Genomic DNA, 14605 nt, shown 5'->3' with positions numbered 1-14605 from the left:
GATTTTTTAGATGCCTGTTTGGACAGTCATCATTTTTTTAAAATCCACATCATCCATTTGTTGCCTGGCTTCTATCAATTGAACAGCATCATGCCCTACGGGGTAACGCAATTTTTCAGTACCGTCGGTTGCGGCTTCATAAATAGCATCGGCCACTTCACCAATATTTTCAGACATATCCCAATTATCTAATATGGCTATGAATTTATCAAATGAGGGTTTATAATCTTCTAAACCCTCGGTTCCGAAAAGGTCCATCGAACGCCCGGCAAATTCGGTTTTATAGCCGCCTGGTTCAACTATTTTTAAATGGATGCCCAGCGGATTTAATTCATATTGCATAGATTCTGTCAAACCTTCAACCGCAAATTTAGTTGCATGATAAAGCGACGAGAACGGGAAGGTAATTCTTCCACCTACTGAAGAAACATTGATGATGGTGCCTGATTTTTGTTGCCGCATACCTGGCAATACAGCTTTTGTTACTGCTATCAACCCAAAGAAATTTACGTCGAACTGCTGTTTAACCTGTTCTTCGGTAGCGGCTTCCAATGCACCCAGCGCACCGTAGCCTGCGTTGTTTACCAGTACATCAATTTTGCCAAATTTTTCGATGCCGGCTGCTACCGCATTTTGTATGCTTAGGTTATCAGTTACATCCAGTTTGCTGATAAAAATATTGCCAAGTGTAGCTAGTTCTGTTTCTTTTTCGGGCGAACGCATGGTGGCGATCACGTTCCAGCCATTGGTATGAAATAGTTTAGCGGCTTCTTTTCCAAACCCTGACGAAGCACCTGTGATTAATACTGTCTTTTTCATTGCTTTATATTTTTAATTTCTAAAGCAAAGGTCAGGTTAAGGGTACTCCCTGATTTATACGTTTCAACTGATCTCTTATACATTTCAAGTATACAATAAACCATAAGCCGAATTTTCAATACCCTTACCAATTGCCATGATTAAGTGCTTCTCTTCCGTTTGTGTAAGGCAAAGACCGGATTTTCACCCTTAGCATTCAGTACAATCGTAATAATAGCGTTGAGCGGTGCAAATAGACCCCGGCCTATACAGGTAAGTATTTATTAAGTAGTTTTCCATTTTTGTAAACGGTTGAACTATCTAATTTTAGCATTTTTTTCTCTTTGAAAATTGAAAGTCCGCTCCCGATTGCAACCGGGTTCCTGAAAATAAAATATTCATCAATAAGGTTCTGGCTGATCAACGAACTTACAAAGTTGGCACCGCCATAAACAATAATATCCTTGCCCGGTTCTTCTTTCAGTGCCTGTACTGCAGTAGCCAGGTCTCCGTTTTCCACTTCTAAGTTCCTGCCGCTGATGGCGGTTTGTGTGCGGCTGAAAACAATTTTGCGCATATTTACCATTCGTTGCGCCAAAGGTTGTTCCGGGCTGTCAGGCTGGTTGTCGACCACATTTTCCCAGTGATCAATGAATTCGCGGGTCATATTGCGTCCAAGCAAAATGGTATCGCAGCTGTCGGCCAGTTCAATTATGCGTTTGTAAATGGATTCATCCCGTTCGCCGGGTATCCACATCCAGTCCAACTGGCCATCCGGCCCGGCTACAAAACCATCAATGGTCATTTGTACCTGTAATTTTAGTTTTCGCATAGAAATCATTTTTAAAGGTGATTGTATTTCCTTCTATCACAAATATCTGCAAACGGTACATGATATTGTGGGTATAATTACGACAAAACAGGAGGGGATTTGCGCCACTTAAAACTAAAAAGCCGGTCAACTTTCGTTAACCGGCTTCGTAACCCTTTTATTTACTCTTGATTTTGTCTTTGTTATTTTTATATCGTCTACTTCACGCCATTTATTTCTGAAAAGCCAACCCACGAATCAGTCAGGGCATATGTGCTGGTACATATCAGTCTTAAATACCTTGCCGTAACCGGTGTGTAAAATGATATGCCGTTTACTATTGTTTCAGGAGAATCAGGCCCTGAGTAAACCCCCTGTTTTTTCCAGGTTATTCCATCGGTACTTGTTAATATGGTTATCTGTCTGGGAGCAAAATCATATTGCCCAAAATAACTGCCTGTGGCATAAGTTAGCCCCTTTAGGATATCGGTTTCCCCCATTGGAATAGTAATAGATTGTGGAAGTCCTGCTCCATAAGGATCGTCGACCCAATAGGTTGTATAATCGCCATCGCGCACGTTATAAGCCTCAAAATTGGTAAGGACAGAATGACTGCCTGTTGAGGTTGCGTATGGTTCCCAGCTTGACCTGTCAACGTTTGTACCCACGGGTATTAAGTTACCCGGTTTTACATTTGTAACAACGGGGGTAATTCTTATATACATTAAATTACCTGCGCTATTATCCCCTCCTTTTATGGCTAATGGCAATAGGTATGTTTTTGTAGAATCGGTAGAGAACATAGCCGCATTCAAGTCTACTTCAAAATTATTGGATTTAGCGGTACCTGCGTTTATGGTAGCAGCGCCCCCGTTTACTATGCTGTAGGAATTTGAGGGCATGCTACTAAATGATGTGTTGTTTTGTTTGTTATAAGCTGCTACAAGCCCATCGTTTGCCTCAATATTAAGTGTTACATTGGCCGGCAAACTAACATTTGTATAGGCTGCGAATGTTACAGCCGTATTGGGAAGTACGTTACCAGATGGTGTAATATTAAGGCTTTGATCAGTTACCCCCGCTGTTGCCGCGCTGTCGGTTTTTAGCTGGAGGGTAGCAGTAGTACTTGTTACCTTTGCAAAAAAGGTATTGGAGGTACTGCTTATCATGTTATCCTGGCCGTTGGTGGATTTTATGGTTAAAGGGATGAGATACCCCTTGGGATTTGTGAGCTGTTTAGGGTTTACTAAGGTTAGCGATATGGAGTCGGATACTGTAGCGCCTTTTTTTATAGTAAACAGGCCACCGTTAGCTAATGTAAAGGCTGATGCGGGTATGGCAACATATGTGGTCTTGTTTTTTGTATTGTATGTTGAAACCATATTGGTGTCCAGTACAAATCTGGCTTGTATGTCAGCGGGCGCCGGCCCGGTTAGTGAAGCTGCCATTTTAACACCGGTGCTCCCGAAAACCTGTGCCCCTACAAAAATTAACTGCATACTGAATTCTTTATGAGCAGTATCGGTATTATTGATGTATATCAAAGGCTCTTTAGTGTTGTTCCTGTCCTTTTTACAGGAGAACATTGCGATGCAGCATAATGACGCAATAGCAATAAGCCTTGTTTTAGTAAATTTTTTTTTCATGACTTTTACGTTTTAATGTCTTTAAATCAGGTAGAGCGGTTTGGGTGATAAATTTGAACACCCAGTTGAACACCGTAGTAAAAATATAGCCCGATAAATGAAATTTCAGTTCCAGTGTTTGGTGGTTGTCCCAAAGCGTTGCAAATAGTTGCAGTATGAGGTACTTAGTTTCTTCCTGGTCGCGAAGACGATGAAAAGCATGAATATAAAGCACCCCTTTGTAACGTTCGTGAATTTCATCGAAAGCACTACAGTCATCCTGTTGTATAAGTAGATCTAATTTATAAATAGAAAAATCGTCTAACCCCAATATGGGCTAAATAACTGATAATCAAATTTAAATAAAAAATATATCGTTTTAATAATTTATTGAAATTATTCCAGGCATCGGTATGAATAATGGGCAATCCGGATAAGTTAACGGGGCGTTTTGTCCCGATAATTGGCGGTTTTATGATCATAGGACTGATGCGAAAATATATATATATACCTGCATTTTTAGGAGCCTTACAGACAGATTTGGCCTTATTCGATGTGTTTTTGTACACCGTCATCATTATTCTATCCGTATTATCTCTTTTCGTGATTTTAATGGGCGACCCTATTGCCGGACATTACCTGCTTTAGGCAACTTTTTCAATTTGGAAATTTCCTTTTCATTTTGATATTGGCAATCCAATTTTTATCGATAAGTATTTTATTTGCTTTTATAATAATTATCTGATTTTCAAATATATATAATTTATTGAGGTTAATTATAGAATGTTGGCATCCTTTAGGCTACCTCTGCTTGATGAATCGGTCTTATGCCGGTCGAGTTTCAAAAATGGATGATATAAATGTAAAAATATACCAATTTATCAAGGATAGATTAGGTATAGACGAATCTGCTATAACAAACAGTGCTTCATTTTATGATGATCTTAATGTGGATTCCTTAGATTTTTGTGAACTTATTGTTGATATTGAAAAGGAATTTGACATGACTATCCCGGATGATATGTATGAAAAGTTTACAACGGTAGGTTCATTGATTAATTACGTATTTAAGCAAACAAACTTAAAAACATCAAAAGAGCCCGAAATGAGTACCGATTTAGAAGAACGGATAGCTTCTTAGAGCTCAAAATCCAATTATGACCAAAGACTCCAGTCTTATATACTGCTAGAACGAAATAATCCGCCTGGGGACGCTGTTTCCATTATTTGCCAAGGCCGGAAATCGATTAAAATCAAAAAGCCCCTCTACGATAGTAAGGCGGCTTTTTAACCCGTAGGGGAATCGAATTCGGTCAATTATTCGCTGATTTACAATACTTTATATGGTTGTTGCGTATGCTACGCACCGGATTACTAACCATTTTTTGATGCAGAGTAATTACAAATCTTACGATATAAAGCTGCAAAATATTGCATTATTATACAATTTTAATGGAAACATTAGTGTTAATCGCCCATTAGCGCATCATCCCATTTTCACCATGTAAGCGGCCAACAGCGCGAGTCGGGTAAGATGTCGGGCCCCGTCCCTAAAAAGCAAACATAGGGGTCCGCTCTGTATAGCCTCCTATGAAAAGCTTTATACGTAAAAATGGTTATTTTCTATGTTTTATTGATGATTAAATACTTTTTTTTCTTTTGCCAGCCTTCAGTAAAGGCAATAAAAATCACTGGCAGTAAAAACTGCCTTATTTAAGATCATCCCCGGTTTCTCAGCCTCCTATTTGCGATCATCCTAAAAAGGAGCCGCCAGCATTCATTATGGGTTTATATAAAAGGTGCTGCCTACTTGACTTTGCAGACTATTACAGCCGCAGGCTATACATTGCAGTCACCTTTATATTTTGGTCTGCAACAGCCTGCTTGTAACACTGCCGGGTATATATTGCAGTCACCTTTTTTCTTTTGAGAGCAAAGAGGAAAATCCTTTATTGTTATTGTTTGTCGTGTTAGTATGTGTGTAAACTCGGAGAGTTTTCCATATACTAACACGTATCAGCCATGCTAACCAGGCTCAGCAGCGCTATCGTTAAGGCATGTTTTATAACCGTCTTCTGTTTTGATCACATGCCACATCCTACGCAAAAGTTTATGTGCTACTTTAATAATTATCTTGTTCGGTTGTTTTCCAGTATGGGTTCTGTAATATGCCTGCATCGTAGGGTCTCGTCTAACAGATACCCAAGCGCTTTCTATTAGATAACTTCGCACCAGGCTTTTAGTACGATAAGTTAATCCTCTGATCTGTACGGTTTCTCCGGTACTGTAGACGCTGGGGATCAGGCCTACGTAACTTGACAATTGATCGAACTTGCTAAATCTTCTAATATCCCCTAACTCTGATAATATACCAATGGCGATAACAGGTCCCACACCAGGAATGGTCATTAATAATTGATAGTCATCGTTGAAACACGCTGTAACATACTGCCGCAGATCTTTGTTTATAGTAAGCCATTCCTGACGGACAAATGCCAAGTGCCTTAACTTACTTTGTAAGCTGGTATGACCTGTAATATATTTCCACTCAAGATCCTGTATCCACGTTGTCATTTCCTTGGTCCAGTTGGCATTCTCAAATTGTGATGGGAATTTAATGCCGTAGTATAGTAGTTCAGCCTTGATTTGACTCTTAAGTTTCCGCATAACTTTAGTCAGATTATTTTTTTGTCGGAATAAACTTCTCAGCTGTTCTCTCTGCTCATCAGGCACGTGTATTCCAGTAAGGTGCCCTGATTGTAGTTGTTTGGCCAAGTTTCGACAATCCATCTTATCATTCTTTTGATCCTTATTCTTTGCACTTTGTGGTATATCAGATGGATTGAGAACTTTGACTTTCCATCCAGCCTGTGCTAACTTCCGGTAAGGAATAAAACCACAACAAGACGCTTCGTAACAACATTCAACAGGATAATCTTTGAAATGCTGATTAACATAGGTAATAAGTTTATCAGGTTCTGAAGGCATGTTGAACGTTTTATGCTCGAACAGGTCAGTCCTGATACTTACTGACCAGCTCTTCTTATGAACGTCTATACCGATGAATAACTGTGGTGTTTGCATATGCTTAATGTTTGTTTTTAAACAAAGCTTTTACATATATGCTTTACTTTTTAATCTGATGGCAGGCTGTTTTCATAAGGTACTCAATAATGGATTTGGGTAATTATCACTTTGATCTTCTCCCACATTATCGAGGCATTTAAAATCCTTTTCAATTAATAGGTATAACGCGCCATTGCTGTTTTCAAAACCCACACGATCTGTGATTGTCCATTCATTAGCCATATAGTCAGGTACGTATAATATAATTTTCTGATCGTTAAAATCAGCTGTTAGTTCGTCCTGCTGATAGCGTTGTAGCGCATATATTAGTTTTTGAGTTCCAAAATAAATTGTTTCTTCAATATAACCATCTTTTGAAAAGCGTTCAATATCTGATTTGGTGAGGCGGTAACGTAATGAATTACCTTTAATTCGAATTTTCATAAATCTGTTGTGTTTTTTGAATGAAAATTCACCACCTCGCCAATAATTATTAGAGCAGGGTAGGTTAAGTTGCCTGCTGCCGCCATTTCCGGCAGGTTCTCAACAAAGCCTGTAACTATTTTTTTCTGGGGCAATGAGGCATGCTGAATTATGGCTGCCGGTGTTGTGCCTTTGCCTTGTTCTATATAGGTTGCTGCAATTACCGCCAGTTGTTTCATCCCCATGTAAATAACAACTGTGGCATTACTTTGCATGGCAAGTTTTAGGTCAGATGAAAGTGTGCCATCCTTTTTTGTGCCGGTTATCATCCATATCCCTTCACTTACTGCACGATGGGTTAAGGGGATATCTTCAAAACCTGATGCCTGCATGCTGGTTATGCCCGGTATAAAGTGAGTTTTAATACCATGTTCCCTTGCATAAATAATCTCTTCAAACCCTCTGCCGAAAATAAACGGATCGCCGCCTTTTAACCTTACCACTTTGCCTTTTGTAAATGCAAAATGTTTTATCATTTCGTGAATGGTTTCCTGTGGAGTGTAACTGCCATAAGGCTGTTTGCCAACATATATCGTCTCGCAATTAGCCCTTGCAAGGGCCAGAAGTTCTTTATTGGCTAAATTATCATATAATATAACATCAGCTTCCTTCAAAACCCGGTGTCCTTTCATCGTAATCAGCTCAGGATCGCCCGGGCCGGCGCCTAAAACAAATAATTCAGGAAATATTTTGCTGTTCTCCATTATTTTATCAGTTATTTTTCATTAAAAAGCGGTTTAGGCTTTGCTGATTTTGTTCGAAATCAATTATTGTATTCATTTTATCAAATTTAAGTCTTATAAAATGATTTGCATCATGAAATTTTGATAAAAATTAATTATAAAACAATTAAAATATTGTTAAAATCATAAAAATTACTAAAAATAACAAAAAAATAGCCTCGAAATATTGATATATATTATATAATTGAGTACTATTGTTATGTAAATGCATTTTGGTCGCAACAGAAATGCATTTATCGTGATTAATTGCTTTAACATCTAAATAAACTGCATATGTCTCAACCAACAATTGTCGTAGTTGGAAATGGAATGGTGGGGTATAAGTTTTGTGAAAAACTGGTATCCAGATCAAATCAGTTCAACATCATCGTTTTCGGCGAAGAGCCCCGGATTGCTTATGACAGGGTACACTTAAGTGAGTATTTTAATGGCAAGTCTGCCGATGATCTGTCGCTTTCCTCTTCATCCTGGTATACTGATAATGGCATCTCTCTGCATCTGGATGATCCCATACAAGAAATTAACCGTGTTGATAAAACAGTACACTCTTTAAAAGGAGCCGTAATAAAATATGATTACCTGGTGTTGGCAACGGGTTCGTCTCCGTTTGTGCCCAATATAGAAGGTGTTGAAAAGAATGGTGTATTTGTTTACCGCACCATTGAAGATCTCGAACTGATTAAAGAATATGCAGTTAATGCCAAAGTTGGCGCGGTAATGGGTGGTGGATTGTTAGGGCTTGAGGCTGCTAAAGCGTTAATAGATCTTGGCATTAAAGAAACCCATGTTATTGAATTCGCCCCGCGCCTTATGCCAAGGCAGATCGACTCTGCGGGCAGCGCCATGTTGCAATCAAAATTAAAGCAATTTGGGTTAACCATCCATTTAAATAAAAGCACATCTGAAATTGCCGGTGATGATAAAGTAGAATCGCTTAAATTTAATGATGACACTTCCTTAGCGGTTGATATGCTGGTTATATCAGCAGGTATACGCCCGCGTGATGAGCTGGCAAAACTTGCAGGCTTGCAAACAAGCAGTCGCGGAGGTATTATAGTTAACGAAAAAATGCAAACCAGTGATGAGTGCATATTCGCGATAGGCGAATGCGCGCTTTATAACAGTATGATATATGGCCTGGTTGCTCCAGGCTACGAAATGGCCGACATTGTAGTAACGTATTTAACCGGGGGAGATAAATCCTTCTACGGTTATGATATGAGCACAAAGCTAAAGCTCATCGGCGTAGATGTAGCAAGTTTTGGTGATGCATTTATTACTGAGCCCGATTGCCGTACTATTGTGTTTGAGGATACCCATAAGGGCGTATACAAACGCATTAATATCAGTAACGATGGTAAGTATTTGTTGGGCGGTATTTTGGTTGGAGAAGCTGAGGCTTACAATATATTGTTGCAAACGGTTAACAATAAGATCCTGCTCCCGCCTAATCCCGAAGATTTGATATTGGGGTCAAGAGGTGGCGAGGCTGTTGAAGGTGCCGGGGTTATGAGTTTACCTGATGATGCGCTGATATGCTCATGCGAGGCGGTAAGCAAACTGGCAATATGCTCGGCAGTTAATGACGGGGCTTCTGGTATTGATGATATAAAGAAATGTACCAAAGCAGGGACAGGTTGCGGTGGTTGTGTTCCGTTAGTTAAAGATTTGATAGCCGGTACCATGAAGGCTAATGGTCAGTATGTTAAAAATGTAATCTGTGAGCATTTCGACTACTCGCGCCAGGAACTGTTTGATATGGTAAAGATCAATAAGCTAAAAAATTACGATCTGGTGCTGGATCATTTTGGTAAAGGTGATGGCTGCGAAGTGTGTAAGCCTGCAGTTGCAAGTATTCTTTCCAGTTTATGGAATGATGTAATTGTAAAACAGGATACTATACAAGATAGTAATGATCGCTATCTGGCTAATATTCAAAAAGGAGGTACTTATTCGGTTGTTCCCCGTATTCCGGGTGGAGAAATTACGCCGGATAAACTGATTGTTATTGGGCAGGTTGCAAAAAAATATGGCCTTTATACCAAAATAACGGGTGGTCAGCGTATTGATATGTTTGGCGCCCATGTAAATGATTTGCCTGCAATTTGGGAAGAATTAATTGATGCGGGTTTTGAAAGCGGGCATGCATATGGCAAATCATTGCGCACGGTTAAAAGCTGCGTGGGTAGTACCTGGTGCAGGTATGGTTTGCATGATAGTGTATCCTTTGCTATTGAAATTGAGGAACGTTATAAAGGTGTAAGATCGCCGCATAAGCTAAAAGGAGGTGTTAGTGGCTGTGTTCGTGAATGTGCCGAGGCCCAGGCAAAAGACTTTGGTATTATAGCTACCGAAAAAGGGTGGAACTTATATGTATGTGGTAATGGTGGTTCAAAACCGCAACATGCGCAATTGTTGGCTACAGATATTGATAGTACTACCTGTATAAAATATTTAGACAGGTTCCTGATGTTCTACATTAAAACAGCTGATCCGCTTACGCGTACTGCAACCTGGTTGAATAAAATGGATGGTGGTATCGCTTATCTAAAAAACGTAATCATCAATAATAGTTTGGATATAAATGAGCAGTTGGAGGAAGAAATGCAGGAGTTGGTTAATACCTATCACTGTGAATGGAAAGAAGTAGTGGAAAATGATGAATTGCGTAAGCGCTTTGTTCATTTTGTTAATGCGCCCGAAGAAAAAGATCCGGCAATTAAGTTTGAACCGATGCGTGAGCAGATCAAAGCTAAATGGTAATTGCAGTTTTAGATTAGTTAATGATATTAAACGAAATTCAAATGGAAACTTTAACAGATATTAGATGGGTTTTGGCTTGCTACGCAGATGACGTGCCTGCCAATGGTGGGGCATGTGTAAAGCATGGTGATGAACAAATAGCAATATATAACTTTGCCCGTCGCGGCGAATGGTATGCAACACAAAATCTTTGTCCGCATAAGCAGCAGATGGTTTTATCGCGCGGAATGATAGGTAGTGAAGGCGATAGCTGCGAACCTAAGGTTGCCTGTCCTTTTCATAAAAAAACTTTTTCGCTATTGAGTGGCGAATGTTTGAGCGGGGATGAATTTCAAATAAAAACTTACCCTGTACGGGTTTTGGATGGCAGGGTGTATATTGGGATAGAATAGATGTTTAAGCTTCGTCGTCGGTAGTTAACAATACCAGCTTCTGTTCATTTATAACTTTTATGTATTTATCATGAACGGCTACTATTTTTTCATTAAGCAATTCATTTATTACCCTGAATACGGTTTCATAGGTGGCGCCGATAAAGGATGCCAGGTCCTGCCGGGATAAACGGATATTAATAAAGCCATCATCTCTCAGTCCAAATTGCTTCTCTAAATATATTAAAGCTTGGGCAACGCGGCCCTTAACCGGCATGTGGGCAAGGTTGCGCATCTTGGTTTCAGATTCCTGCAGGTCCTTTACAAAAAACATCATCAACCGATATGTAAATTCATTGTTGACCTTTAAGGTGGCCTCGAAAAAGTCCAGATCGAAATAGCAAACTATTCCATCTTCAAGTGCGGTAGCTGATATGGGGTATATTTTAGTGTCGAGGCCGCGGTGGCCGAATATCGCACCATTGGATGCGAATCTTAAGATCACTTCTTTGTCCTGTCCCCACTTTTTATGTACTTTAACATTGCCGCTCAGTACAAAATATATTCCCTTTACAGGATCGCCTTCCTGGAAGATTACCTCATTTTTTTTCACGAAAAAATTCTTTTTGTTGGCAGCAATCGCTCCTTTCCATTCAGGAAGAACGTTTCTGCACAAAAAACAGCTATTCATGTCGCATGTAATTAGCTTTTTTTTCATATAGAGGTCTGTTTTTTTACTTTTTTAAAATTTGGTGCTAAATAATTCGTGCAATATAGGTCATTTGATGTTATTGTATTAAATTATTCATTTAAAATGATGTAAATAATACAATTTTTGAATTATATATCAATTTTAATTAATTATTTATCACTTATAATCATCTTGATATCCTAAAACATGATTTTTTTATTATAATTTTTTCATTTTTACCAACTATTTTATATTGATTATTGCTTTTATCATAAAAATGATTGTTTTGTAATCAAAAAATTGCTTAAAAATATTAAATGAATTATATTTATCACAGTAAATATAAAATTAGGGCCAAAATTTCGTTGCTTATGGATAAAATAAAAATATAATGCATAAAAAAAGCCCTGCCGGGAGGTCGCATTCCCAGACAGGGTTAAACAGTTTTCATTGCTTTAACAAATAAAAAACTTACTCAAATGTACAAAAATGTATTAAATCAGCGCATGATTGCGCTATTTCTATTGTTTTCGTCGTGTTTTCTTGCCGTCACGGGCAGGGCACAATCAATAGAATCAAATTCTCCTCAATTTTTGGCCAATGCTGCTGTAAAATCAGGCAATAATCAGGGCAGCACCGATAATCAACAAATAGTTACATCAAAAGCAGCCGAACCAGATACTTCCTGGCATCCCCAGCGGAGATTGTGGGGTTATGCATTTGGCGATGCATATTATGATGCACATTCACCAGCATTAACATCAACACTTGGTAAAGAGAATAACTATTATCAAACGCCAACGTACCGCAATGCATTTCAGTTTCGCCGTATCTATTTAGGTTACGATTACGATATAAACCCAAAATTCAGGGCCGAGGTTTTGTTGGCTTCTGAACCGAACGAAAATACAACACCTACCAGCGCAACTTCATCCGTTGTAGGAGGCGATAACCTTGCCGATGGCAGAATGGCATTTTATATCAAAAACTTTAACCTGCGGGTACGTGAAGTTTGGGCCGGTACTGATTTTGTTATTGGCGAAATGAGTACACCGGGGTTCTCACTTAATGAGCCAGGTACTAATGCACCAACCACACTTTCTGAAGTCACCTGGTCTTACAGATCAGTTGAAAGGACTCTTTCCGATTTTCATAGAAACAATGCCTATGATGTTGGTGCTGCATTACAGGGAACTTTCGACCCTAAAACAAAAAACTTTGGCTATGTATTTATGGTTGGCGACAATACAACCTCAAGTTTAACAACTGTTTATAATCCCAATAGCACTTTAAGCGCCATTAACCCCAATCCTAATACCGGCTTTTTTAAGATATTTTATGGCGATTTATGGGCAAAGTTCCTCAATCAACACCTATATGTTGATCTATATGCCGATTATTTAAAAACATCATCTACCCAAGCCAGCACAGCGATTGCCGATGGTACGCTGGGGCCACAGGCACATAATATGTTTAAGGTTTTTGCAGCTTACACTACGCCTTCATTCACATTTGGTGTAGAAGCTTATACACAGAATTTTACAAATGGGGTAACCGACAACACAACCAAAGAAGCCGCCAAAGCAACAGTAAATGCTATTTCTTTGTGGCTCCGCGGTACTGTTGTTAAAAATAAGTGGAGTTATTTTGCTCGTTTTGATAGCTATAACCCCGACACTAAATTTATTGCCGCCGATAATTACACGGTTAACACTAACTACACCTCCTACGATCCCACGGTTAAAGAGCAGTTTTATACAGCGGGTTTAGATTACACCCCGGTAAAAAATATCCACGTTGAGCCAAATGTTTGGCTTACAAGGTATAAAGATCAATACGATGCTGCAACCAAAGGCTACCTGCCTGACGATCACACATTAGTTTACAGAATGACATTCTTCTATGTTTTTGGTAAATAATTAAAAAACAAACATTATGGAAAATCAACTTACTAAACTCAATATATTTTCGCTGAAAGGCGTGCAGATGAAAACGTTCCATATAACGTGGCTCATGTTTTTTGTTTGCTTTTTCGGCTGGTTTGGCTTGGCGCCATTAATGCCAACTATCCGTGCTGAACTGCATTTAACCAAGGGGCAGGTAGGTAACTGCATCATTGCATCGGTATCAGCAACAATAATTGCACGGCTTTTTATAGGCAAGCTTTGTGATACCTGGGGGCCGCGTAAAACAGCCATAAGGCTTCTGCTAATCGGTTCGCTACCGGTTTTTCTGGTTGGGTTGGCACATAGCTATACAACCTTCCTGTTATTTCGCCTGGCTATTGGTGTAATAGGTGCATCATTTGTTATCACTCAATTCCACACATCTATGATGTTTGCTCCCAAATTAAAAGGGACAGCAAATGCTATAACTGGTGGCTGGGGCAACCTAGGCGGTGGAGTAACCAATATGGTAATGCCTTTAATATTCGCGGCTATAGTTGGCTTTGGCTATACTAAAGCTGAGGCCTGGCGATATGCCATGATCGTGCCAGGGGTAATGATGCTTGTCATAGCCTTTTTATATTGGAAATATACTAAAGATACACCCAATGGTAACTATGATGAGGTAGGTTACAATGTTGGAAAATCAACAAAAACCGATTGGTCGGTGCTGGGCGATTGGAGGATATGGGCCTTAACCATAGGCTATGCCATGTGTTTCGGTATGGAGCTGACTTTTGACAATGTGGCCTCGCTGCATTTTGTTGATTCATTCCATCTCTCACAAAGCACCGCAGGTTTTTGGGCGGGGATATTTGGCTTTATGAATTTGTTTGCCCGTGCACTGGGTGGTATTGTATCTGATAAAGTAGGCGGCAAATTTGGTATGCGTGGTAAAGGCTTATTACTTGCCGGCGTGCTGTTTTTAGAAGGTGTTGGATTGATATTGTTTGCTCAAGCAGGTTCATTAATGGTGGCCATAATAACCATGTTAACATTCGCGCTTTTTCTTAAAATGTCAAATGGTGCAACTTATGGTATTGTGCCTTTTGTAAACACAAAAAATGTGGGCCTGGTTAGCGGTATTGTAGGCGCTGGCGGCAATTTTGGAGGAATGATGTTTGGTTTTTTATTTAAATCAAACTCCATTACTTACGTGCAAGCCTTTACCTATATAGGGTTTATTGTGATAGCGGTATCATTAATCGTGCTCATAACAAGATTTCAAAAAACACCCGTCGCTGAAGAAAGCTTTAGTACGCCACTAGCAAGCGGTGTGATATAAATACTTGCAGAACAATTAAAATC

14 protein-coding genes are annotated in these 14605 nt (G+C 39.3%); 6 read left to right on the top strand and 8 right to left on the bottom strand.

Annotated features, from left to right (window positions below; translation table 11 throughout):
- Positions 1 to 6: 6 nt before the first annotated feature.
- The 4 genes from BLU33_RS20095 to BLU33_RS20080 form a co-directional block, all read right to left on the bottom strand.
- Positions 7 to 819 (bottom strand): SDR family oxidoreductase, encoded by an 813-nt coding sequence (locus BLU33_RS20095; RefSeq protein ID WP_091377376.1) that lies wholly within the window; start codon positions 817 to 819, stop codon positions 7 to 9.
- 244 nt (positions 820 to 1063) lie between these two features.
- Complete coding sequence (locus BLU33_RS20090) at positions 1064 to 1630, bottom strand: dihydrofolate reductase family protein (RefSeq protein ID WP_091380826.1); 567 nt, start codon at positions 1628 to 1630, stop codon at positions 1064 to 1066.
- A 197-nt stretch (positions 1631 to 1827) separates the two neighbouring features.
- Positions 1828 to 3255: a BT_3987 domain-containing protein gene (locus tag BLU33_RS20085; RefSeq protein ID WP_091377373.1), complete on the bottom strand. Its 1428-nt coding sequence runs from the start codon at positions 3253 to 3255 to the stop codon at positions 1828 to 1830.
- Positions 3236 to 3565, bottom strand: a complete 330-nt coding sequence (locus BLU33_RS20080) for an RNA polymerase sigma factor (RefSeq protein WP_091377370.1) — start codon at positions 3563 to 3565, stop codon at positions 3236 to 3238. Before BLU33_RS20080 ends, BLU33_RS20085 begins: the two co-directional genes overlap by 20 nt.
- A 158-nt stretch (positions 3566 to 3723) precedes the next feature.
- Here BLU33_RS20080 and BLU33_RS20075 point away from each other — a divergent pair, with 158 nt between their 5' ends.
- The gene (locus tag BLU33_RS20075) at positions 3724 to 3882 is read left to right on the top strand and encodes a hypothetical protein (RefSeq protein WP_232009336.1); all 159 of its coding nucleotides are present in this window, start codon (positions 3724 to 3726) and stop codon (positions 3880 to 3882) included.
- 199 nt (positions 3883 to 4081) lie between these two features.
- Positions 4082 to 4375, top strand: coding sequence for an acyl carrier protein (acpP, locus tag BLU33_RS20070; RefSeq protein ID WP_091377363.1), 294 nt, complete (start codon positions 4082 to 4084; stop codon positions 4373 to 4375).
- A gap of 884 nt (positions 4376 to 5259) precedes the next feature.
- Here the strand turns inward: acpP and BLU33_RS20065 are convergent.
- From BLU33_RS20065 to cobA, 3 genes are all read right to left on the bottom strand, one after another.
- Positions 5260 to 6318, bottom strand: a complete 1059-nt coding sequence (locus tag BLU33_RS20065; RefSeq protein ID WP_091377360.1) for an IS110 family RNA-guided transposase — start codon at positions 6316 to 6318, stop codon at positions 5260 to 5262.
- A gap of 72 nt (positions 6319 to 6390) precedes the next feature.
- A complete protein-coding gene (locus BLU33_RS20060) occupies positions 6391 to 6744 on the bottom strand; it encodes a DUF7009 family protein (RefSeq protein ID WP_091377357.1) in 354 nt (117 codons plus the stop codon).
- Positions 6741 to 7487, bottom strand: coding sequence for a uroporphyrinogen-III C-methyltransferase (gene cobA / locus BLU33_RS20055; RefSeq protein ID WP_091377354.1), 747 nt, complete (start codon positions 7485 to 7487; stop codon positions 6741 to 6743). The genes BLU33_RS20060 and cobA overlap by 4 nt, the downstream gene beginning before the upstream one ends.
- 312 nt (positions 7488 to 7799) lie before the next feature.
- On the opposite strand from cobA, the gene nirB reads away from it, so the two are divergent.
- On the top strand, positions 7800 to 10289 hold the full coding sequence (gene nirB, locus BLU33_RS20050; protein ID WP_091377351.1) for a nitrite reductase large subunit NirB: 2490 nt from the start codon (positions 7800 to 7802) through the stop codon (positions 10287 to 10289).
- A 41-nt stretch (positions 10290 to 10330) separates the two neighbouring features.
- Positions 10331 to 10681 (top strand): nitrite reductase small subunit NirD, encoded by a 351-nt coding sequence (gene nirD / locus BLU33_RS20045; RefSeq protein WP_091380823.1) that lies wholly within the window; start codon positions 10331 to 10333, stop codon positions 10679 to 10681.
- Positions 10682 to 10685: 4 nt separating this feature from the next.
- Here nirD and BLU33_RS20040 read toward each other — a convergent pair whose 3' ends face one another.
- Positions 10686 to 11378 (bottom strand): Crp/Fnr family transcriptional regulator, encoded by a 693-nt coding sequence (locus tag BLU33_RS20040; RefSeq protein ID WP_091377346.1) that lies wholly within the window; start codon positions 11376 to 11378, stop codon positions 10686 to 10688.
- 452 nt (positions 11379 to 11830) lie between these two features.
- Between BLU33_RS20040 and BLU33_RS20035 the strand changes: the two genes are divergently transcribed.
- Both BLU33_RS20035 and BLU33_RS20030 read left to right on the top strand, forming a co-directional pair.
- On the top strand, positions 11831 to 13270 hold the full coding sequence (locus BLU33_RS20035) for a hypothetical protein (RefSeq protein WP_091377343.1): 1440 nt from the start codon (positions 11831 to 11833) through the stop codon (positions 13268 to 13270).
- Positions 13271 to 13286: 16 nt separating this feature from the next.
- Entirely contained in the window at positions 13287 to 14582 is a 1296-nt protein-coding gene (locus tag BLU33_RS20030; protein ID WP_091377340.1) for an MFS transporter, read from the top strand.
- The last annotated feature ends 23 nt before the right edge of the window (positions 14583 to 14605 follow it).

Source organism: Mucilaginibacter mallensis, assembly GCF_900105165.1.
In the GTDB taxonomy this organism is placed as follows: Bacteria; Bacteroidota; Bacteroidia; order Sphingobacteriales; family Sphingobacteriaceae; genus Mucilaginibacter; species Mucilaginibacter mallensis.
Note: the sequence above shows the minus strand (reverse complement) of the source record. Positions and strands in the feature narration are given on the sequence as shown.